General features: G+C 71.0%; 19 protein-coding genes. 9 read left to right on the plus strand and 10 right to left on the minus strand.

Features of this window, described 5'->3' with window-relative positions; genetic code table 11:
* Positions 1-187 precede the first annotated feature (187 nt).
* On the minus strand, positions 188-952 hold the full coding sequence (locus AB0D66_RS03605) for a GntR family transcriptional regulator (RefSeq protein WP_362296712.1): 765 nt from the start codon (positions 950-952) through the stop codon (positions 188-190).
* A gap of 289 nt (positions 953-1,241) precedes the next feature.
* Here AB0D66_RS03605 and AB0D66_RS03610 point away from each other — a divergent pair, with 289 nt between their 5' ends.
* The 4 genes from AB0D66_RS03610 to AB0D66_RS03625 all read left to right on the plus strand — a co-directional run bounded on the left by AB0D66_RS03610 (position 1,242) and on the right by AB0D66_RS03625 (position 6,089).
* Complete coding sequence (locus AB0D66_RS03610; protein ID WP_362296044.1) at positions 1,242-2,522, plus strand: extracellular solute-binding protein; 1,281 nt, start codon at positions 1,242-1,244, stop codon at positions 2,520-2,522.
* A 147-nt stretch (positions 2,523-2,669) separates the two neighbouring features.
* The gene (locus tag AB0D66_RS03615) at positions 2,670-3,692 is read left to right on the plus strand and encodes a sugar ABC transporter permease (protein WP_362296047.1); all 1,023 of its coding nucleotides are present in this window, start codon (positions 2,670-2,672) and stop codon (positions 3,690-3,692) included.
* 113 nt (positions 3,693-3,805) lie between these two features.
* Positions 3,806-4,597 (plus strand): carbohydrate ABC transporter permease, encoded by a 792-nt coding sequence (locus AB0D66_RS03620; RefSeq protein ID WP_362296714.1) that lies wholly within the window; start codon positions 3,806-3,808, stop codon positions 4,595-4,597.
* A gap of 7 nt (positions 4,598-4,604) precedes the next feature.
* Positions 4,605-6,089, plus strand: a complete 1,485-nt coding sequence (locus AB0D66_RS03625) for a glycoside hydrolase family 3 protein (RefSeq protein ID WP_362296050.1) — start codon at positions 4,605-4,607, stop codon at positions 6,087-6,089.
* Positions 6,090-6,446: 357 nt separating this feature from the next.
* Here AB0D66_RS03625 and nagB read toward each other — a convergent pair whose 3' ends face one another.
* Complete coding sequence (gene nagB / locus AB0D66_RS03630) at positions 6,447-7,232, minus strand: glucosamine-6-phosphate deaminase (RefSeq protein WP_069921887.1); 786 nt, start codon at positions 7,230-7,232, stop codon at positions 6,447-6,449.
* 826 nt (positions 7,233-8,058) lie between these two features.
* On the opposite strand from nagB, the gene AB0D66_RS03635 reads away from it, so the two are divergent.
* Entirely contained in the window at positions 8,059-9,528 is a 1,470-nt protein-coding gene (locus AB0D66_RS03635) for a PAS domain-containing sensor histidine kinase (RefSeq protein WP_362296718.1), read from the plus strand.
* 158 nt (positions 9,529-9,686) lie between these two features.
* Here the strand turns inward: AB0D66_RS03635 and AB0D66_RS03640 are convergent, their stop codons facing one another.
* The gene (locus tag AB0D66_RS03640; protein WP_003953983.1) at positions 9,687-9,944 is read right to left on the minus strand and encodes a WhiB family transcriptional regulator; all 258 of its coding nucleotides are present in this window, start codon (positions 9,942-9,944) and stop codon (positions 9,687-9,689) included.
* A 319-nt stretch (positions 9,945-10,263) separates the two neighbouring features.
* Complete coding sequence (locus tag AB0D66_RS03645) at positions 10,264-11,229, minus strand: diacylglycerol kinase family protein (RefSeq protein WP_362296054.1); 966 nt, start codon at positions 11,227-11,229, stop codon at positions 10,264-10,266.
* A gap of 162 nt (positions 11,230-11,391) precedes the next feature.
* Between AB0D66_RS03645 and AB0D66_RS03650 the strand changes: the two genes are divergently transcribed.
* Positions 11,392-11,784, plus strand: coding sequence for a hypothetical protein (locus tag AB0D66_RS03650; protein WP_362296721.1), 393 nt, complete (start codon positions 11,392-11,394; stop codon positions 11,782-11,784).
* A gap of 23 nt (positions 11,785-11,807) precedes the next feature.
* Here AB0D66_RS03650 and AB0D66_RS03655 read toward each other — a convergent pair whose 3' ends face one another.
* The 3 genes from AB0D66_RS03655 to AB0D66_RS03665 all read right to left on the minus strand — a co-directional run bounded on the left by AB0D66_RS03655 (position 11,808) and on the right by AB0D66_RS03665 (position 13,738).
* Positions 11,808-12,863 carry an RNA polymerase sigma factor SigF gene (locus tag AB0D66_RS03655; RefSeq protein WP_362296057.1) on the minus strand — a complete coding sequence of 352 codons (1,056 nt, stop codon included), beginning with the start codon at positions 12,861-12,863 and terminating at the stop codon, positions 11,808-11,810.
* Complete coding sequence (locus tag AB0D66_RS03660; protein WP_030153599.1) at positions 12,860-13,273, minus strand: anti-sigma regulatory factor; 414 nt, start codon at positions 13,271-13,273, stop codon at positions 12,860-12,862. Before AB0D66_RS03660 ends, AB0D66_RS03655 begins: the two co-directional genes overlap by 4 nt.
* Positions 13,274-13,477: 204 nt before the next feature.
* Positions 13,478-13,738, minus strand: coding sequence for a UBP-type zinc finger domain-containing protein (locus AB0D66_RS03665; protein WP_361754736.1), 261 nt, complete (start codon positions 13,736-13,738; stop codon positions 13,478-13,480).
* Between the two features lie 65 nt (positions 13,739-13,803).
* On the opposite strand from AB0D66_RS03665, the gene AB0D66_RS03670 reads away from it, so the two are divergent.
* On the plus strand, positions 13,804-15,381 hold the full coding sequence (locus tag AB0D66_RS03670; protein WP_362296061.1) for a Na+/H+ antiporter: 1,578 nt from the start codon (positions 13,804-13,806) through the stop codon (positions 15,379-15,381).
* Between the two features lie 163 nt (positions 15,382-15,544).
* On the opposite strand, the gene AB0D66_RS03675 is transcribed toward AB0D66_RS03670, so the two are convergent.
* On the minus strand, positions 15,545-16,453 hold the full coding sequence (locus AB0D66_RS03675) for a pyridoxal-phosphate dependent enzyme (RefSeq protein ID WP_362296064.1): 909 nt from the start codon (positions 16,451-16,453) through the stop codon (positions 15,545-15,547).
* Positions 16,454-16,903: 450 nt separating this feature from the next.
* On the opposite strand from AB0D66_RS03675, the gene AB0D66_RS03680 reads away from it, so the two are divergent.
* Both AB0D66_RS03680 and AB0D66_RS03685 read left to right on the plus strand, forming a co-directional pair.
* On the plus strand, positions 16,904-17,569 hold the full coding sequence (locus AB0D66_RS03680; protein WP_362296067.1) for an XRE family transcriptional regulator: 666 nt from the start codon (positions 16,904-16,906) through the stop codon (positions 17,567-17,569).
* Between the two features lie 4 nt (positions 17,570-17,573).
* Positions 17,574-18,044: an NUDIX domain-containing protein gene (locus tag AB0D66_RS03685; RefSeq protein WP_362296070.1), complete on the plus strand. Its 471-nt coding sequence runs from the start codon at positions 17,574-17,576 to the stop codon at positions 18,042-18,044.
* A 25-nt stretch (positions 18,045-18,069) separates the two neighbouring features.
* Here AB0D66_RS03685 and AB0D66_RS03690 read toward each other — a convergent pair whose 3' ends face one another.
* Positions 18,070-18,660 (minus strand): N-acetylmuramoyl-L-alanine amidase, encoded by a 591-nt coding sequence (locus AB0D66_RS03690; RefSeq protein WP_362296072.1) that lies wholly within the window; start codon positions 18,658-18,660, stop codon positions 18,070-18,072.
* 114 nt (positions 18,661-18,774) lie between these two features.
* A complete protein-coding gene (locus AB0D66_RS03695; protein WP_362296075.1) occupies positions 18,775-19,971 on the minus strand; it encodes a globin domain-containing protein in 1,197 nt (398 codons plus the stop codon).
* Between the last annotated feature and the right edge of the window lie 113 nt (positions 19,972-20,084).

The raw sequence follows: 20,084 nt of genomic DNA on the forward strand, positions 1-20,084 counted from the left end.
CGATCATCTGCGTAAGCGCAGGGAATCTACGGTGGATTGCCTGGTGAACGTAAGACCCCGTCCGTATTCCGGTATTCCGGTTCCCGGTATATAGGGACGGAAGCCAGACGGAACGCCGTCGGGCCTCCAGCGGTCCTTCGCCGGCTCTTCGCCGGTCCTCCGTCGGGCCTCGGCCGCCCGCCGGTCCTCAGGCCGCGGGCCGCTTGAGCCGGGCGACGAACTTGTACCGGTCGCCGCGGTACACCGACCGCACCCACTCCACCGGCTCCCCGTCCGCGTCGAGCGAGTGCCGGGAGAGCATCAGCATCGGCAGGCCGACGTCGGTGCCGAGCAGGCCGGCCTCGCGGGGGGTGGCCAGCGAGGTCTCGATCGTCTCCTCCGCCTCCGCGAGGTGGACGTCGTAGACCTCGGCGAGGGCGGTGTAGAGGGAGGTGTACTTGACGAGCGAACGGCGCAGGGCGGGGAAGCGCTTCGCCGACAGGTGCGTGGTCTCGATGGCCATCGGCTCACCGCTGGCCAGCCGCAGCCGCTCGATGCGCAGCACCCGACCACCGGTGGTGATCTTGAGGAGCCCGGCCAGGGTGTCGTCGGCCGTCACATAGCCGATGTCGAGGAGCTGGGAGGTCGGTTCCAGTCCCTGGGCGCGCATGTCCTCGGTGTACGAGGTGAGTTGGAGGGCCTGGGAGACCTTGGGCTTGGCGACGAAGGTGCCCTTGCCCTGGATCCTCTCCAGTCGGCCCTCGACGACGAGCTCCTGGAGGGCCTGGCGGACGGTGGTCCGCGAGGTGTCGAATTCGGCCGCGAGCGTGCGCTCCGGCGGCACCGGAGTGCCGGGCGGCAGCGTTTCGGTCATGTCGAGCAAGTGCCGCTTGAGTCGGTAGTACTTGGGTACACGCGCCGTGCGGGTGGCCGCCCCGCCTTCCGGCTCCGTGATCGCCCCTTCGGTGGCCATCGCCGCCCGCCTTCCCGACTCCAGTTTCGCTGCCGTCACCGGCTCCTCCGATATGTGCGGTCACATCGTGACACGTGCGGGGGGACAGGCCTTCTCTCTCCCCAGGTGTCGGTCCGATAACGGACCGAGCACCCGCTCATTAGACCCTTGACACCCCTAAAGGTCTAGGCCAAGCTCCAGCTACTGGTCTAAACCAATATGGATCAGATCCCAGCCCCACGGCAGTACTTCGCGTATGTCACCGCGGCGGGCAAGGGAAGTGCAGGCAGGCATCCCTGAGGAGGGTGGCGTGAAGCGCAAGCTCATCGTGGCGGTCAGTGTCGCGGGCATGTTGGCGGGAGTCGCGGCATGCGGCAACGGCGACGACAGCAAGGCCAAGGCGGACGCGGGCCCCAAGGAGATCACCGTCTGGGTCATGGACGGCTCCGCGCCGAAGGCCTGGATCGAAGAGGTCAACAAGGAGTTCTCGGCCAAGCACCCCGGTGTCACGGTCAAGGTCGAGGAGCAGAAGTGGACCGGCATCCAGGAGAAGGTGACCACGGCCCTCTCCGAGAACACCCCTCCGGACGTCCTTGAGCTCGGCAACACCCAGACCGCCGGCTACGCGGTCACCGGCGGACTCGCCGACCTGACGAAGGACAAGGCCAAGCTCGGCGCCGACGCCTGGCAGAAGAGCATGCTCGCCTCGGCCGAGGTCGACGGCAAGCTCTACTCCGCCCCGTGGTACGCCGCCAACCGCGTCGTCATCTACGACAAGAAGGCCTTCGAGAAGGCCGGCGTCACCGCGCCGAAGACCCGCGACGAGTGGATCGCCGGCCTGGAGAAGCTGAAGGCGGCCGACCCGGCCTCGCAGCCGATCTACCTGCCCGGCCAGAGCTGGTACGTCCTCGCCGGCCTGATCTGGGACGAGGGCGGCGACCTCGCCGTCAAGGACGGCGACAAGTGGAAGGGCGGACTGGGCACCCCGCAGGCCGCCTCCGCCATGGAGTTCTACAAGAAGCTCCAGTCCTTCTCCACCGCCCCCAAGGACAAGGACGAGGCCAACCCGCAGCAGTCCACCGACATCGTCCCCAAGGGCGGCGTCTCCTCCTGGATCGGCCTCGGCTGGGAGGCCGGCGGAGCCGAGAAGGCGCTGAAGGACGCGGGCAAGGAAGCCGACTTCGGCTACTTCCCGATCCCGGGCAAGACGGCTGACAAGACCAGCACCGTCTTCCTCGGCGGCTCGAACCTCGCCGTGGCCGAGCGCTCCAAGAACAAGGAGCTCGCCAAGGAGTGGCTGGCCCTCGCCGCAGGCAAGGACCAGATGACCAAGTACGCCGCCGAGACCAAGGGCGCGCTGCTCCCGAACCAGGTCGGCGCCAACTTCACCCCCGCCGCCGGCTCCTTCGCCGAGGCCATGGGCAAGGCCGGCGTCAACGGCAAGATCACCCCGGTCACCCCGGGCTGGGCGAACGTCGAGACCGAGCCGAACCCCATCAAGGAGTTCATGACCAAGGTCCTGAAGGGTGAGGACGCCGCCAAGGCGGGCGCGGACGCGGACAAGGAAATCGCGAACCGCATCAACAAGTAGTCCCACCCCGCAGTACCGGCTGCACCCGCAGCACGCGCAGTACCCAGCAGTGTGAACGCACCGGGGGGTGCGGCAGGCGCCCGCAGCGTCCGCCGCGCCCCCGGTCGCGCATGTGACTCCACAGTCAACCGCGAGGAAACGAAGACCATGACTGTGCACTCCCAGGGGGCGGCGACCAGCGCTCCACAGGACGCACCGATGAAGTCCGCCGCGGCGCCGCCGGAGGCACCGGTCAGCGGGAGCGACCGCGGCCGTCCGTCTCCTCGCGGGCCCAGGAAGTCCCTCCCGTCGGGGTGGCTGCCCTACCTGCTGATCGGGCCCGCGGTGCTCAGCCTCGCGGTCCTCCTGCTCTACCCGCTGATCAAGAACGTGATCCTGTCCTTCCAGGACATCAACAAGATCGAGTTCATCCAGCGGAAGTACCCCTTCGCCGGGTTCGGCAACTACACCGAGCTGCTCGGCGACGCGAACTTCTGGACCGTGGTCGTCCGGAGCTTCGGCTTCACCCTGGCCAACGTCGCCCTGATCATGGTGCTCGGCAGCCTCATCGGCATCCTGCTGAACAAGCTCGGCACCAAGATGCGCCTGGTCCTGTCGATGGCCCTGGTGATGGCCTGGGCCATGCCGATCGTCGCCTCCGTCCAGGTCTTCAAGTGGCTGTTCGACGAGCAGTTCGGCGTCATGAACTGGCTCATGCGCACCGCCGGCTTCGCCGGCTACGAGCAGCACAACTGGATGGAGACCGGCCTCTCCACCCTGGTCATCGTCACGATCCTGGTGGTCTGGGGCTCCATCCCCTTCGTCGCCCTCAACATGTACGCCGGCCTGACCACCGTCAGCGCCGAGCTGTACGAAGCCGCCCGGATGGACGGCGCCAACGGCTGGCAGACCTTCTGGAAGATCGTCTTCCCGAACCTCAAGCCCTTCTTCCTCGTCACCACGTTCCTCGAGGTGATCTGGGTCTTCAAGGCCTTCACCCAGGTCTACGCGATGAACAAGGGCGGCCCCGACCGCGCCTCCGAGATCCTGCCGGTCTTCGCCTACGTCGAGGGCCAGAGCCAGGCCCACTACGGTCTCGCCGCCGCGATCTCCGTCCTGACGATCGTGATCCTCGTGGTCGTCATGTCCTTCTACTTCCGCCTGATCCTGAAGCAGGAGGAGGAGCAGTGAGCACCACCACCGCCCCGAAGCCCGCGCCGTCCGGCCCGTCCGCGCCGTCCGTGAAGCCGGCGCAGAAGCTCCGTACGCGCCGGCCGGTCCGCCCCGGAGCCGTCGCCAAGAACCTGGGCGCGCTCCTGGTGGCCCTCGTCTTCGTCTTCCCCGTGTACTGGATGTTCTCCTCGGCGCTCAAGCCGTCCAGCGAGATCCTCACCAAGGACCCGGTCTTCGTCTTCACCCCGACGCTGGACAACTTCACCAAGGCCACCGGGGTCGACCAGTTCTGGACGTACGTCACCAACAGCGTCCTGGTCACCGTCGGCGCCGTCCTGCTGGCCCTGATCGTCGCGCTCGCCGCGAGCTTCGCCATCGCCCGCATGAAGTTCAAGGGCCGCAAGGGCCTGGTACTCGCCGTGATGATGGCGCAGATGGCCCCCTGGGAGGTCATGGTCATCGCGATGTACCTGATCGCCCGCGACAGCGAGATGCTGAACAGCCTCCCGCTGCTCACCGCGATCTACTTCGTGATGGTCCTGCCCTTCACCATCTGGACCCTGCGCGGCTTCATCGCCGCCGTCCCGGTGACCCTGGAGGAGGCCGCCCAGATCGACGGCTGCACCCGCGGCCAGGCCTTCCGCAAGGTGATCTTCCCGCTGCTGGCCCCCGGCCTGATGTCCACCTCGCTCTTCGGCTTCATCACCGCCTGGAACGAGTTCGCGATGGTCCTGATCCTGAACAAGGACAAGTCCGCGCAGACCCTGCCGCTCTGGCTCACCGAGTTCCAGAGCGCCTTCGGCAACGACTGGGGCGCCACCATGGCCGCGTCTTCCCTGTTCGCCGTGCCGGTCCTGCTGATCTTCATCTTCCTCCAGCGCAAGGCCGTCGGCGGCATGACCGCCGGCGCCGTGAAGGGATAACGGCACCATGACTGTCCTTGCGCACCAAGTGGATACGGTCACCCGCGACGCCCTCGCCGTCCTCCAGCCCGGCTTCGAGGGCACCACCGCCCCCGCCTGGCTGCTCCGACAGGTCTCCGAAGGGCTCACCGCCGTCGGCCTGTTCGGCCGCAACATCGCCTCGCCCGAGCAGCTCGCCGCGCTGACCGCGCAGCTGCGCGCGGAGCGCGAGGACGTGCTGGTCGCCATCGACGAGGAGGGCGGCGACGTCACCCGCCTCGAGGTCCGCGGCGGCTCGTCCTTCCCCGGCAACCTGGCGCTCGGCGCCGTCGACGACACCGGCCTCACCCGGGCGGTGGCCCGCGAGCTGGGCCGGCGCCTCGCCGAGTGCGGGGTCAACCTCAACTGGGCCCCGTCCGCGGACGTCAACTCCAACCCGGACAACCCGGTGATCGGCGTACGCTCCTTCGGCGCCGACACCCACCTCGCGGCCCGGCACACCGCCGCGTACGTCGAGGGCCTGCAGGCCTCCGGGGTCGCCGCGTGCACCAAGCACTTCCCCGGCCACGGCGACACCAACGTCGACTCGCACCACGCGCTGCCGCGCATCGACGTGGACCTGGACACCCTCCAGGCCCGCGAACTCGTGCCCTTCCGGGCGGCGATCGAGGCCGGCACCAAGGCGGTGATGAGCGCGCACATCCTCGTGCCCGCCCTGGACCCGACCCGCCCGGCCACCCTCAGCCCGCAGATCCTGACCGGCCTGCTGCGCAAGGAGCTCGGCTACGAGGGGCTGATCGTCACCGACGGCATGGAGATGAACGCCATCGCCGGGACGTACGGGATCGAGCGCGGCTCGGTCCTGGCCGTCGCGGCCGGCGCCGACGCCATCTGTGTGGGCGGGGGGCTCGCCGACGAGGCGACCGTGCTGCGCCTGCGCGATGCGCTGGTCGCGGCCGTGCGGGAGGGCACGCTGCCCGAGGAGCGGCTGGCCGAGGCGGCCGCGCGGGTCCGCGCGCTGGCGGAGTGGACTTTCCGGACCCGGCCGGACGCGCGACCGGAGGGGAGCCGCGCGTCCGGCATCGGCCTGGAGGCGGCCCGCCGCGCGGTGACCGTCACCGGGACGGGCGGTCCGCTCACGGCCGCCCCGTACGTGGCCACGCTGGCCCCGGTCGCGAACATCGCGGTGGGGGACGAGACCCCGTGGGGGCTGGCCGCGGAACTGGCCGCGCTGATGCCGGGGACGGCCTCCGGGGTCTACCCGGAGGGCGCGTCGGCGGCGGACGTCCTGGCGGCGGCGGGTGGCCGGACCGTGGTCGCGGTGGTGCGCGACGCGCACCGGCATCCGTGGATGGCGGAGGTGCTCGACGCGCTGGTCGCTGCGCGGGGCGACACGGTGGTGGTCGAGATGGGCCTGCCGAAGGGTGCGCCGCGGGGCCGCCTGTACGTCGCGACGCACGGCGCCTCCCCGGTCTGCGGCCGAGCCGCAGCCGAACGCCTCACCACCCCGTAGCCCAACCCGCAGCGTGCCCCGCGCCTCCCCGACGGGGCTGGGTCTGACGCGCGGCGCCGCTGCTGGGGGCGCCGCCCCCAGACCCCCGCGCCTCAAACGCCGGCGGGGCTGGAACTGCCTGCCCCGGGAGCTCGCCGCACATGGCGGGCGGCAGGGGCGAAAATGTAGCCCCGCCGGCGTTTGAGGCGCGGGGTACGGGGCGGAGCCCCGGGGCTTGAGGCCGCACCGGCGGTCACGTCCGGGACCGGGCCCGGCTGCGCAGCCCCGCCGGAGCCCGAGGCACGCGGTAGAGCCCCGCGACCGGGTACGGCGAAGGCCGGGCTCCCTCACCGGGGGCCCGGCCTTCGCCGCAGGCGGTTACAGGCCCTGCCAGGCCGGCTTGTTCGCGTACGTGTGGCGGAAGTAGTCGGCCAGCTTCAGCTTCGACGCGGCCGCCTCGTCCACGACGACGGTCGCATGCCGGTGCAGCTGCAGCGCAGACGCCGGGACCAGCGCCGACAGCGGCCCCTCGACCGTCTGCGCGACGGCCTCGGCCTTGCCCTCCCCGGTGGCCAGCAGCACCAGGTGGCGGGCGTCGAGGATCGTGCCGATGCCCTGTGTGATGACGTGGTGCGGCACCTGGTCTATGTCGTCGTCGAAGAACCGTGCGTTGTCCACCCGGGTCTGCTCCGTCAGCGTCTTGATCCGCGTGCGCGAGGCCAGCGAGGAGCACGGCTCGTTGAAGCCGATGTGCCCGTCGGTGCCGATGCCCAGCAGCTGGAGGTCCACGCCCCCGGCCTCGGCGAGCGCCCGGTCATAGGCCTCGCAGGCCGCCACGATGTCCGCGGCGGAGCCGTCCGGGCCCATGAAGGAGGCCTCGGACAGGCCCAGCGGCTCCACGACCTCGCGCAGCACGACCGCGCGGTAGGACTCGGGGTGCCCGGCCGGCAGGCCGACGTACTCGTCGAGCTGGCAGATCCGCGCGCGGGACGCGTCGACCTCGCCCGCGGAGACCTTGGCGGCCAGGGCCTCGTAGATGGGCAGCGGGGTAGAGCCGGTCGCCACGCCCAGCAGGGCGTCGGGCTTGCGGCGGACCAGTGCGGCCATGGCCTCCGCGATGAGCTCGCCGCCTGCCTTGGCGTCCGGGACGATGACAACTTCCACGCGGGGCCTGCCGATCTGAGTGGTCCCCCCGGCGGGCGAGGGGAGTGTGGGCATGTTGTGGTATAGACCAATCTAGCAGAACCGGGCCCCGCCCACCCCGGGTTCCCACCCCTTCCCATGGTGGTCCCGATCCCCGCAGGCGCATCCCGGAACCCCGGGCCGGACCGGGCGCCCGTGCCAGTCATGGAGCGCCCCGGCAGTGTGCTGATCGGCGAGATCGGACAGCGCCCCCAGAGGTGGCCCGGACTCCGGGCAGACGGGGCGGGCCGACGGAACCGGGCCGACGGGGCGGGGTCTACGGGGCGGTGCGGCGGGGCGGGCCCACGGGGCGGGCCGATCGCGGAGAGGGGCCGTAGCGTCGGCCTGGGCGTCGTGGGGTCCAAGGAGCGGGCCGAGGCCGCCGTGAGCGAGCGCGGGCTGCCTGTGGACGGGGTCCGGGGTCCCCGAGGAGCTGCGGGCGCGGAAGGGCGCGGGCCGCTGCGGAGTTCCTCTGGGCCACGGTGCCCGACGGGACCCTCAGCCCGTCCGGCACCGTAGCCCGGAGTACTCACGGCCGAGGGTGTGCGGTTCCCGCGGCCGTTGGGAGGTGCCTGCGCGGTCAGGGCAGAGCGCGCGGCTTACCTCGATCCGTCCTCCTGTGCGGGGAGGGCGGAAGCTTAAGGCAATTGTGGACTAGACCATTCTGTTCTGTCCATCCAATGACGGGACCCGGAATGCCGTCACTTCCTCCAACAGTACGCGTCCGAGGCCCCTCCTGTGTACTCCCGAGTATTCCCGTGGGGAAAGTCATGGGGCGTACCCGGGGTACGCTCGCCACGTGCCCTCCATGAACGACCTCGTACGCCAGCACACCGCTCTCAGTGAAACCGACCTGGAGTGGCTCCACCTGCTGGTCTCGGAGTGGCAGCTGCTCTCCGACCTGTCCTTCGCCGACCTCGTGCTGTGGGTGCCCACCCTGGACGGCACCCGGTACGTGTCGGTCGCGCAGATGCGCCCGAACACCGGTCCGACCTCGTACCAGGACGACATGGTCGGCCACCTGGTGCCGCGCGGCCGCCGCCCCCTGCTCGACGCGGCGCTCGACGAGGGCCGGATCGTGCGCGAGGGCGACCCTGAGTGGCGTGAGGAGGTGCCGGTGCGCGTCGAGTCGATCCCCGTGCGCCGCGAGGGGCGGGTCCTGGGTGTGATCGCCCGCAATACCAACCTGCTCACTGTGCGTACACCCAGCCGGCTGGAGCTCACCTACCTCCAGTCCGCCTCCGACCTGGCCCAGATGATCGCGGCGGGCTCCTTCCCGTTCCCCGGCCAGCAGGTCGACATGGACGCCTCCCCGCGCGTGGGGGACGGGCTGATCCGGCTCGACGCCGACGGCGTGGTCACCTACGCCTCGCCGAACGCCCTCTCCGCCTACCACCGGCTCGGCCTCGCCTCCGACCTGGTCGGGCAGCACCTCGGCGACACCACCACCGAACTCGCCCCCTCCCGCGGCCCGGTGGACGAGGCCCTGGTCAAGCTGGCCAGCGGCTGGGCCCCGAGGGAGACCGAGGTCGAGGGCAACGGCGGGGTCATCCAACTGCGCGCCATCCCGCTGAAGCCGAAGGGGACGCGCATCGGTTCCCTGGTGCTGTGCCGCGACGTCACCGAACTGCGCCGTCGCGAACGCGAACTGATCACCAAGGACGCGACCATCCGGGAGATCCACCACCGGGTGAAGAACAACCTCCAGACCGTGGCGGCCCTGTTGCGGCTCCAGTCCCGTCGCATGGATTCGCCCCAGGGGCGCGAGGCGCTCAACGAGGCCGTGCGCCGGGTCGGTTCGATCGCGATCGTGCACGAGACCCTGTCCCAGAACCTCGACGAGCGGGTCGAGTTCGACGAGATCGCCGACCGGGTGATCGCGATGGTCTCCGAGATCTCGCCGGGCAAGGTCGTCTGCCGGCGCACCGGCCGCTTCGGGATCCTGGACGCGGAGGTCGCCACTCCGCTGTCGATGGTGCTGACCGAGATCCTGCAGAACGCCCTGGAGCACGCCTTCACCCAGGGGGAGCGGGGCACGGTCGAGGTGTCGGCCGCCCGCAGCGGAACCGGTCGCGCCGACGGGCGGCTGCTGATCACCGTGCTCGACGACGGCAGCGGCCTGCCCGAAGGGTTCGACCCGCAGCGCGCCGGCAACCTCGGACTGCAGATCGTCCGCACCCTCGTCGAGGGGGAGCTCGGCGGAACCTTCGACATGGTCCGGGCGGAGCCGCGCGGCACCAAGGTGGTGCTCGACATTCCGTCCAGCCCGCAGAAGTAGCGGGTCGGGCATCACTCAGTGTGACGGAGCGGCTGCCCGGCCGGGGCCGGACAGCACTGAGCCCCGGACTGAATGGTTCCCAGTCCGGGGCTCAAGAGCACGTTGCCAAGCGCTTATACGGGTACTACGCGCTGCGCGTCGAGGCTCGAAAGTCGTTGTCAGGCGCTGGCGTTGCGCGCCCGGTTGCGAGCGGCGCGGCGCTTCATCGCGCGGCGCTCGTCCTCGCTGAGACCGCCCCAGACACCCGAGTCCTGACCGGACTCGAGCGCCCACTGCAGGCACTGCTCCATGACGGGGCAGCGGCGGCAGACGGCCTTGGCTTCCTCGATCTGCAGCAGCGCAGGACCGGTGTTGCCGATGGGGAAGAACAGCTCCGGGTCTTCCTCACGACAAACGGCGTTGTGACGCCAGTCCATGGCTGCTACCTCTCTTGATGTGACATGCACGTTGCTTGTGAATGTGAACGCTTTCACGAATCCCCCCGTGGGGGAAGGGCCGACACCCAGTTGCCTGGTGTGGTCCGAAGATTCGTGGAGGGGTTCTGGCGGTCTGTGTGGGTGCCGGTTCTGCGGGCTGTCCCGATCGCCATGTAGAGATTCGCAAACCTCGGACGGGGATACAACCCCTTCCGGAAAGTTTTTTTTGATTCGTCGGTGTCTACTAGGTCACAGCCCTACTTCGTGGGGGTGGACCAGCGTGTAAACGTTCGAGTGAAAGGACTTTGGGCCCTTCCACTCACACAATCACACGCAGTGCCCGCCGTACGCCTGTGAACCGAACGCTGGTGCGCAGACCGAGGTGGTCTCCGTCCATCTGGAACGGAAGCGGAACCTTGGAATGCAAGGTGAAGTCGGTCAGATCGTGCAGAGACACCGCATGCTTGCCGTGCGGACCCCGTTCAGGAGTCGAGGTCAGGAGCTGTGTCGCGTAGCGGGCGACCGCCGGAGTTGACAAACGGTTGAGGGCCAGTACGTCAAGCGCAGTATCGAACGACGCCTCCGGAGAGGCGTAAAGCGGGCGATTGCCCAGATATGTCCACGGTGACGTGTTGCAGACTATGGACAGCACCAGATCCGTCACCGGATCCGCGCCCGGCCGCTCCAGGGTGACCGTGCCGTGCCGGCGGTTCGGCTCGTCCCAGAACTGGCGCATGAGCTGCCGCACGTACAGGGCGTGCGTCGAACGCTTGCCGCGCTCGCGCTGCTGTTCGACCCGCCCCACGACGCCCGCGTCGAAACCGAAGCCCGCGCAGAAGGTGAACCAGCGGGCCGGGACCGATTCGTCCTCCGTGCCCGGAGTGCCGGCCGCCAGGCCCAGGCCCACGATCCGCTCGCGCTGCTCGCGCAGTGCGTCCAGCAGGGCGCCGGTCGCCTCGACCGCGTCGTTCGGCAGGCCGAGTGCGCGGGCGAAGACATTGGTGGAGCCGCCGGGCACCACCGCCAGCCGCGGCAGCCGCTCCGGATCGGGCCCGTCGTGCAGCAGTCCGTTGACCACCTCGTTGACCGTGCCGTCGCCGCCCAGGGCGACGACGAGGTCGAGCCCCTCGTGCGCGGCCCGGCGGCCCAGGTCCCGGGCGTGGCCCCGGTACTCGGTGGTCACCGCCTCCAGCTTCATCTCGCTGGCCAGGGCGTGGGTCAGGACGTCGCGCGTGCGCGCACTGGTCGTCGTCGCTGCTGGGTTGGCCACGAGAAGTGCACGCATGAGCGCCAGACTACCCACCCCTTCCCGAGGCGTCCCTACTGCCCGTCCCCTCCGGCGTCCGGGGTACGCGGCTACCCTGCTGGAGTGAGTAAGAAGCAGCCCGCGAAAGCCGCCGCCCCCACCACCACTCCCGCCGCCCAGTCCACCGGGGGCACTGCCGCGCTGCCCGGCCGGCTGACCGCCGCCGCCGTGCTGACGGCCCTGGAGGGCCTGGCACTGGCCGGCCTCGGCGTCTACATGCTGTTCGTGGGCATCGCCGGCGATCCCGACTCCCCGCAGCAGGCGGAGACGGGCGGCATCACCCTGCTCGCCCTCGCCGCACTGCCGCTGGTCGCGGCCCGCGGTCTGCGCCTCGGCCGCGGCTGGAGCCGCGGCCCGGCCCTGATCACCCAGCTGATGGCGCTGCCGGTGGCCTGGACCCTGTACAACACCGGCGGCGCGATGATCGCCGCCGCGGTGGCCCTGGCCCTGGCGGCGGTGGCGGTCGCGGCCCTGCTGGTGAACCCGACGGCGACCGAGGCTCTGGGTATCGGGCCCGGCCAACAGGCCCGATAGTCCGCTCGTCCGCGCCTTCCCGCCTACTCCTCGACGAGGAGCTTCTCGCGCAGCTGGGCCAGGGTGCGGGCCAGTAGGCGGGAGACGTGCATCTGGGAGATGCCGACCTCCTGGGCGATCTGCGACTGGGTCATGTTCCCGAAGAACCGGAGCAGCAGGATCCGCTTCTCTCGCGGCGGCAGGCCCTCCAGCAGCGGCTTCAGGGACTCGCGGTACTCGACGCCCTCCAGGGCCTCGTCCTCCGCGCCCAGGGTGTCCGCGACCGCCGGCGACTCGTCGTCGGTGTCCGGGACGTCCAGCGAGAGCGTGCTGTAGGCATTGGCCGATTCCAGCCCCTCCAGCACCTCCTCCTCGGAGATCCCCAGCCGCTCGGCCAGTTCGTGCACCGTGGGGGAGCGGCCGTGCTGCTGGGACAGTTCCGCCGTGGCCGTCGTCAGCGAGAGCCGCAGCTCCTGCAGGCGCCGGGGTACGCGGACCGCCCAGCCCTTGTCGCGGAAGTGCCGCTTGATCTCGCCGACCACGGTGGGCGTGGCGTAGGTGGAGAACTCCACCCCGCGGTCCGGGTCGAACCGGTCCACCGACTTGATCAGGCCGATGGTCGCGACCTGCGTCAGGTCGTCGAGCGGCTCGCCGCGGTTGCGGAACCGCCGCGCCAGGTGCTCGACCAGCGGCAGGTGCATCCGTACGAGCCGGTTGCGCAGCTCGGCCTTCTCCACCGAGCCGTCGGGCAGCGCCCGCAGCTCGATGAACAGGGCGCGGGCCCCGCTGCGGTCGCGCGGATCCGGCAGCGGCGCGGTCGCCTGGAACGCGGGCGCTTCCGGGGGAGCCGGGGCCTCCGGGGGAACCGGCGCCTCCGGGGCCGTGGCAGCGGCCGCCGGTGGCTGTGCCGGCTGTGGTTCTTCGTGCTGGTTGTCGCTCATAGGGCCCGCCCGTCGCTCCGCCGAGTCCAAAAAGCCGTCTTCCGCATCCGTGTCAGCCGGGTGCGGCCGGGCGTGCTGCTGCTCCGGGATGCCGCCGTCGACCTCGTGCCGTACCCGGGGCCGATCCCCGCCCCGCACCGGGATCTCCCCGCCGCTCACGCCGGGCCTGGTCCCGCGCCGCGCTGTTTGTAGAGACTGATGCTCACCGTCCGGTCCTCCTCGACCGTCGACTCGACCTTGCCGGCCAGCGCCGACAGTACGGTCCAGGCGAACGTGTCGCGCTCCGGCGCACGGCCGTCCGTGGTCGGCGCCGAGACGGTCACCTCCAGCGAATCGTCCACCAGCCGGAAGACGCAGCTGAGGACGGAGCCGGGCACGGCCTGCTGGAGCAGGATCGCGCAGGCCTCGTCCACCGCGATGCGGAGGTCCTCGATCTCGTCGAGGGTGAAGTCCAAACGTGCTGCGAGACCGGCCGTGGCCGTGCGCAGCACCGACAGGTAGGCACCCGCAGCGGGCAGCCGGACTTCCACGAAGTCCTGGGTCCCGGGCTCGCCTGCGATCTGGGACACCCTCACCTCCAAGGTGGTACGAGCTCTGTTCGCCGGTGACGCTACCGCGATCCGGGCGATCGTGTCGCGGCACCCCTCGTGATGCCCGCTGGGGACACCCCTTCCCACGGCCAGTGACTGATGGTAAGCCCATGGGTACGCACAGTGGCTAGGGGTCTGCGGGTCCAAATCAGGGGAACCGGCGGAGGGTTGACCTACCCCGCCTCAGACGATCGAACCGTCGACAAAACACCAGCGCCAGATCTCGCCCGGCTCGAAGCTGCGCATCACCGGATGGCCGCTCTTCTCGTGGTGTGCGGTGGCGTGCCGGTAGGGGGAGGAGTCGCAGCAGGCCACGTGCCCGCATTCCAGGCACATCCGCAGCTGCACGGGGTGGCTGCCGACTGCCAGACATTCGGCGCAGGTCCGGTCAGAGGGGACGGGCTCGGGGCGCGGCAGTTCGGCAACGTGGGTGCACTCGCTCATGATGGCCAGCGTACGGCCAGGATGCGGGTGCGCGATGGCTCCGACGACTACCGAGGGGATCTTCGATGGAGGTCTTGCCGCTGGTGGCACTGGTCGCGGGCAGTGCGGCCGTCGCGGGCGCGGCGCGCCGGACCCCGGTGCCCGCGCCGCTGCTGCTGGTCGCAGCCGGGCTGCTCGCCGGCTACCTGCCGGGGGTGCCCTCGTACACGCTCGACCCGCACATCGTGCTGCCGCTGCTGCTCCCGCCGCTGCTGCACACGGCCGCGGTGGACAGTTCGTACCTGGACCTGCGGGCCAATATCCGGCCCATCGCGCTCCTGTCGGTGGGCTACGTGCTGTTCGCGACCCTCGCGGTCGGGTACGCGGCCTACCTGGTGGTGCCGGGCCTGTCGCTGCCGGTCGCGCTGGTGCTGGGCGCGGTGGTCGCGCCGCCCGACGCGGTCGCCGCCACCGCGATCGCCCGCAAGCTCGGGCTGCCGAACCGGATCACGACGATCCTGCAGGGCGAGTCCCTGGTGAACGACGCCACGGCCATCACCGCCTACAAGGTGGCCCTCGCGGCCGCGGTCGGGGTGAGCGCCGGCTGGGCGGGCGGGATCGCCGAGTTCCTGCTGGCCTCGGTGGGCGGGATCGGCGTGGGCCTGCTGCTCATGGTGCCGATCCACCAGCTGCGCAAGCGGCTCAAGGAGCCGCTGCTGCAGAACACCCTCTCCCTGCTGATCCCCTTCGTGGCGTACGCGGCGGCCGAACGGCTGCACGCCTCCGGGGTGCTGGCGGTGGTCGTGGTGGCGCTGTACCTGGGGCACCGCAACTGGCAGGTCGACTTCGCCACCCGGCTCCAGGAGGAGGCGGTGTGGAAGGTGGTCGCCTTCGTGCTGGAGTCGGTGGTCTTCGCGCTGATCGGCCTCCAGCTGCCGGTGGTGCTGAAGGGGCTGGGGGAGTACGAGGGCGCCGCCGCGGCCGGATACGCGGTCCTGGTGTTCCTCGCGGTGGTGGCGAGCCGGTTCCTGTGGGTGTTCCCGGCCACCTTCATGCCGCGCTGGATGTCGGAGCGCATCCGCACGCGCGAGCCGGACACCGACTGGAAGGCGCCGGTGGTCGTGGGGTGGGCCGGCATGCGGGGGGTGGTCTCGCTGGCGATCGCCTTCTCGGTGCCGATGTCGGTGCCCCACCGGAACCTGATCCTGTTCCTCACCTTCACGACGGTCATCGGCACGCTCGTCGTCCAGGGCCTCACCCTGCCGCCCCTGATCAAGGTGCTGCGGCTGCCGGCGCGGGACCTCCAGGCCGAGACGCTGGCGGAGGCGCAGGCGCAGAGCGAGGCCTCGCGGGCGGCGGACGAACGGCTGACCGAACTCCTGCAGTCGCCCGAGAACCAGCTGCCGCCGCCGCTGGCGGACCGGCTGCGCACGGTCCTGGAGCGGCGGCGCAACGCGGTGTGGGAGCGGCTGGGCGAGGTCAACCCGGTGACGGGGGAGTCGGCGGACGAGATCTACCGGCGCCTCGCGCGGGAGATGATCGAGGCGGAGCGGGAGGTCTTCGTGTCCCTGCGGGACCGCCGCCGGATCGACGACGAGATGCTGCGGGGTCTGCTGCGCCGCCTGGACCTGGAGGAGGCGGCGGCCTACCGCGAGGAGACCTGACCGTGTCCCGCGGCGCGGCTCCCCCCCCCCGTCAGGGGCGGGCCCAAGGCGAGCCGGGCCGGTCGGGGTCGGGGCCGGGCTGCGACGGGTGCGGCTCCGGCCAGGGGCGGGCGCAGGCGAGCGGGCCCGGTCGGGGTCGGGGATGGGGGCGCGGCTTCCCCCGTCAGGGGCGGCCCGTGATGACGGCGGCCACGGTGGTGCCGCGGGGGAAGGCGCCGGACGCGCTGAGCTCGGTCAGCGCCCAGAGCAGCTTGGCGACGTAGATCCGCTCGACCGGCAGCCCGTGCCGGGACTCGAAGTCGGCGGCGAAGGCGTCCAGCACGGCCGGAACGCGGGCGTAGCCGCCGTGGTCGAAGCCCTCGGCCAGGGACCAGTCCCCGGCGGGACCTCCGAAGGCGGCCAGCTGGAGGGAACGTATCTCCGCCGCCAGGAAGCCGCCCGCCAGGACCGGCACTCCCAGCCCCCGCTGCCCGGGGTCCAGGCCGGCGGCCAGCCCGGCCAGGGTCCCACCGGTCCCGCAGGCCACGGCCACCACATCGGCCGCGCCGCGCAGCTCGCGGCCGAGCTCGGCGCAGCCGGTCAGGGCCAGGGCGTTGCTGCCGCCCTCGGGAACCACGTAGGCCCCGCCCGCGCCCGCCCCGTCCAGCAGCCGGGCGAGCTCCTCGGGCTCGGCCTTGCGGCGGTAGTCCGACCGGGACACGAAGTGCAGCCGCATCCCGTCGGCCGCGCACCGCGCGAGGGACTCGTTGAGCGGCCGCCGGGCCAGCTCCTGGCCGCGCACGATGCCGACGGTCCCCAGCCCGAGCAGCCGCCCGGCCGCCGCGGTGGCCCGCAGATGGTTCGAGTAGGCCCCGCCGAAGGTCACCACGGCCCGCTGCCCCCCGGCCACGGCGGCCCGCAGATTGGGCGCGAGCTTGCGCCACTTGTTCCCCGGCAGCTCGGGATGCACGAGGTCGTCCCGCTTCAGCAGCAACCGCACGCCGCACCGCTCGAACCGCTCGTCACGGATCTCCTGCAACGGGGACGGCGGGCGTGGCTGCAAGAGCACGTCAAGGTTCGAGGGGCGGTTCACCCGTCCATTGTGAAGCGCCCGTGCCACTGCCGTCGCACGTCAGAGCCCCGCCCACACCATTCGGGTGGCGTGAACGGGGCCGGAGCCTGCGCGCTGGACCGTCCTGATCGCCGGCGCCCAGCGGGCCGGGGTCTACCTCTCGCGTGTGACGCGCGCGTGATCGGTGAACACCCGCCTGAACAGGTCGTGTCCGGTCCGCCCGGCGTGCCGGAGCGCCCAGTCCTGCGCGTCCGCCTGTCCGTCGTGAGCGCCGGACTCGGCTCCACAGCCCTGGGCGACGCAGAACCCCTCGTACGCCACCCCGCCCTCGGGGGCGTGCGGATCGTGTGGGGGACGTAGCGGAGCACTGCTCTGGTCATCGACTCAACCCCGCGTGCGGGTGCCGGCGAATCTCTACGTTGCAGTCCACGACCCCCGAGAGGTCCCGGCGCCGGTAGCAGTCAGTGCGGCGTGGACCCGAAGAGCGTGGAACGCTGGGTGAACCTCGGGCACACCCCACGCCGGGCAACCGCACTCAAGGCGGCGGAGACGTTGGGTGAGGACATTCACGCCCTGTGGCCGGCACTCCGGCAAGCACGGGCAGCGCGGGCCGTCAGTCCGGAACTGGTCGCGCTGTACGACCAGCGGGCAGACCTTCCCGTATCCGTGTTCGTGGATCTCCTCGCGGCAGCGCGCGAGCGCATCGACGTCCTGGTCTACGCGGCGGTGTTCCTGCACGAGGCGTATCCCCGGCTGAACGATCTTCTGCGGGAGCGTGCTGCCGACGGGTGCGCGGTACGCATCGCAGTCGGCGACGCGGACAGCGAGAACGTCCAGCAGCGAGGACAGGAAGAGAAGTTCGGGCACGGCATCGAATCCCGCTGTCGCCTCGCTCTCTTGCACTACCGGCCGTTGGCGAGCGTGCCGGGCATTGAGCTTCGGACACACGGCACCACGCTCTACAACAGCTTGTACCGGGCTGATGATCAGGTGTTGGTCAATGCCCACGTCTGGGGTGTGAACGCGTACGGTGCGCCCGTGTGGCACCTTCGCCGCCACGACTCCGGCGGCATGTTCGACACCTACGCGGACAGCTTCAATGCCGTGTGGGAGACAGCGCTCCCCGTGGAGGCATGACCGGATGGCCAGGACCGAGTACTACGACGATCCTCACGCGCCCGAACCGAACAGCATGGTCGTGGCCGCATCGGCGGTGGTCACCGACGGCGACGGCCGCATCCTGCTGCAACGGCGCACGGACAACGACCTGTGGGCGCTGCCCGGCGGAGGGATGGACCTGGGCGACTCACTGCCCGGCACGGCCGTCCGCGAGGTCAAGGAGGAGACCGGGCTCGACGTGGAGATCACGGGACTGGTCGGTACGTACACGGACCCCCGGCACATCATCGAGTACAGCGATGGCGAGGTCAGGCGGCAGTTCAACGTCTGTTTCACGGCCCGGATCACCGGCGGAGAGCTGTCCCTCTCCGGCGAGAGCACGGAACTGCGGTTCGTGGCGCCGGCCGATCTCGACGCGCTGCCCATGCACCACACGCAACGCCTGCGCCTCCAGCACTTCTTGGAGTGCCGCCCCGCGCCGTACCTCGGCTGACCGGGCGGGGGCGGCGGGCGGGGGCCTACTTGAGGCGTTCGGCGATGCGGTGGCGCAGGGAGTCCATCGTGAAGCCCTTGGGGTCGATCTTGCCCGGCTGCCATTCCAGGTGGCCGATCACCGAGCGGGCCGTCCAGGCGTGGACGCGGCACAGGGCCGCCGCCGCGCGGGTGATCGCGTCGAGCTGGGCCGCCGGCCAGGGGTCCTCGCCGTCGCCGAGGTTCTCGCACTCGAAGCCGTAGAAGTGGCGGTTGCCGTCGGTGTCCGCCTGGTGGTCCGGCGGCAGCCGCTTCTCGGCGATCACCGCCGCCAGGACGTCGGAGTCCCCCGCGCCCGCGTGGTTGGCGCGGCCGTAGCCGACCAGGTGGACCCGGCCGTCCTTGGTGATCACGCCGTGGCAGAGCGGGCCGGGCAGGGCGGAGTCGCCCCGGCGGCAGAGGGACACGGTGTTCGCGGTGCCGTTCGTCACGGTGTGGTGGATCATCACCCCGTGCACCGGCCCCCAGGGGCCCTTGTGGTTGCGGTTGTGGGTACGCCAGGTGCCCACCTCGACGACGGTCAGACCCTCGCCGCGCAGTGCGCCGACGAACCGGTCCGCGGACATGGGTGCGGCCATGGCCCCTCCTCCCGTGGACACCCAGTGTGTCCACGTCGCTACGCTCCGGTGTAGTGGAGGAGGGGCTTCCGCGCTAGTGGATTCGTACGGCGAGCGAGCCGATCCGGACAGCCCTCAGGCCGACGCGAGCCACAGGTCCGGGCCGAACACCTCGTAGTGGATGTCGGCGGCCGGCACGCCCTTGGCCAGCAGCTGCTCGCGGACGGACCGCATGAAGGGCAGCGGCCCGCAGAGGTAGGCCCGGGTGCCGGGCGCGACCGGGACGGACGTCAGGTCGAGGCGGCCCGTGCCGTCGCCCGGCTCGGCCGACTCCTCGTACCAGAACCGGGCCGACGCGTCGGCCAGTTTGTGCGTGAGCGCCCGGTGGTCGGCGCGCATCGGGTGGTCCGCCGGGGACCGGTCGGCGTGCAGGACGGTCACGGGGGCGCGGTGCCCGGTGTCGGCCAGGTGCTCCAGCATCGAGAGCATCGGGGTGCAGCCGATGCCGGCCGAGGCGAGCAGGACCGGGGCGGTGGAGTCCCGCAGCACCAGGTCGCCGTACGGGGCCGAGACCCGCAGGGTGTCTCCGGTCCGGACCCGGGCGTGCAGGTGGTGGGAGACCTCCCCGTCCGGGCCCGCCGCGGCCGGCCCGTGGACCCGCTTGACGGTGATCGCGCGGACCGGGGAGCCGGGGGAGGTGGAGAGGCTGTACTGGCGTATCTGGCGGGCACCGTCGGGGAGTTCGACCTGCACCGAGACGTACTGGCCGGGCTTGAAGGCGGGCGCCGGCGCCCCGTCGGCCGGGGCGATCCGGAAGGTGGCGCAGTCCGCGGTCTCCTCGGTGCGGCAGGTGACCGTCCATGGGCGCCACACGTCCCCCGCGACGACCCGCCGCTCGGCGTAGAGGCGCTCCTCGAGGGTGATGAGGGCATTGGCCATCAGCCAGTAGACCTCGTCCCATACCGCCGCGACCTCGGGGGTGACGGCCTCGCCGAGGATCTCGGCGATCGCCTCGCACAGGTGGCGGTGGACGACCGGGTACTGCTCGCGGGTGACGCCGAGGGAGGCGTGCTTGTGGGCGATGCGGCCCAGCATCACGTCGGGGCGGGTGTCGGGGTGTGCGACGAGGTGGGTCGCGAAGGCGGCGATGGAGCCGGCCAGGGCCTGCTTCTGGAGGCCGGCGCTCTGGTTGCCCCGGTTGAACAGGTCGCGCAGGAGTTCCGGGTGGGCCGCGAACAGCTTCGCGTAGAAGAGCTCCGTGATCTCGCCGATCGCCGCGCCCACGGCGGGCAGGGTGGCTCGTACGGTCGCGGTCGACTTCTCGGAAAGCATCGGGACTCCTCGCGGATGGATCGGGTTCCGTCGGAAAACTGGTGTATGGGAATTGGCATGTGAGATGCATGTTTTTGGACGCGGAGCCGCCGGGTAGGGGGACTTCTGTTCGA

Source organism: Streptomyces sp. NPDC048270, assembly GCF_040652335.1.
Classification (GTDB): domain Bacteria; phylum Actinomycetota; class Actinomycetes; order Streptomycetales; family Streptomycetaceae; genus Streptomyces.

What these genes read in the sequence shown, in the direction of transcription:
- AB0D66_RS03695 (WP_362296075.1), bottom strand. Translation starts at nt 19,971, where the DNA reads ATGCTTTCCGAGAAGTCGACCGCGACCGTACGAGCCACCCTGCCCGCC.
- AB0D66_RS03665 (WP_361754736.1), bottom strand. Translation starts at nt 13,738, where the DNA reads ATGAGCGAGTGCACCCACGTTGCCGAACTGCCGCGCCCCGAGCCCGTC.
- AB0D66_RS03635 (WP_362296718.1), top strand. Translation starts at nt 8,059, where the DNA reads ATGAACGACCTCGTACGCCAGCACACCGCTCTCAGTGAAACCGACCTG.
- AB0D66_RS03685 (WP_362296070.1), top strand. Translation starts at nt 17,574, where the DNA reads ATGGCCAGGACCGAGTACTACGACGATCCTCACGCGCCCGAACCGAAC.
- AB0D66_RS03670 (WP_362296061.1), top strand. Translation starts at nt 13,804, where the DNA reads ATGGAGGTCTTGCCGCTGGTGGCACTGGTCGCGGGCAGTGCGGCCGTC.
- AB0D66_RS03625 (WP_362296050.1), top strand. Translation starts at nt 4,605, where the DNA reads ATGACTGTCCTTGCGCACCAAGTGGATACGGTCACCCGCGACGCCCTC.
- AB0D66_RS03605 (WP_362296712.1), bottom strand. Translation starts at nt 952, where the DNA reads ATGGCCACCGAAGGGGCGATCACGGAGCCGGAAGGCGGGGCGGCCACC.
- AB0D66_RS03645 (WP_362296054.1), bottom strand. Translation starts at nt 11,229, where the DNA reads ATGCGTGCACTTCTCGTGGCCAACCCAGCAGCGACGACGACCAGTGCG.
- AB0D66_RS03640 (WP_003953983.1), bottom strand. Translation starts at nt 9,944, where the DNA reads ATGGACTGGCGTCACAACGCCGTTTGTCGTGAGGAAGACCCGGAGCTG.
- AB0D66_RS03615 (WP_362296047.1), top strand. Translation starts at nt 2,670, where the DNA reads ATGACTGTGCACTCCCAGGGGGCGGCGACCAGCGCTCCACAGGACGCA.
- AB0D66_RS03690 (WP_362296072.1), bottom strand. Translation starts at nt 18,660, where the DNA reads ATGGCCGCACCCATGTCCGCGGACCGGTTCGTCGGCGCACTGCGCGGC.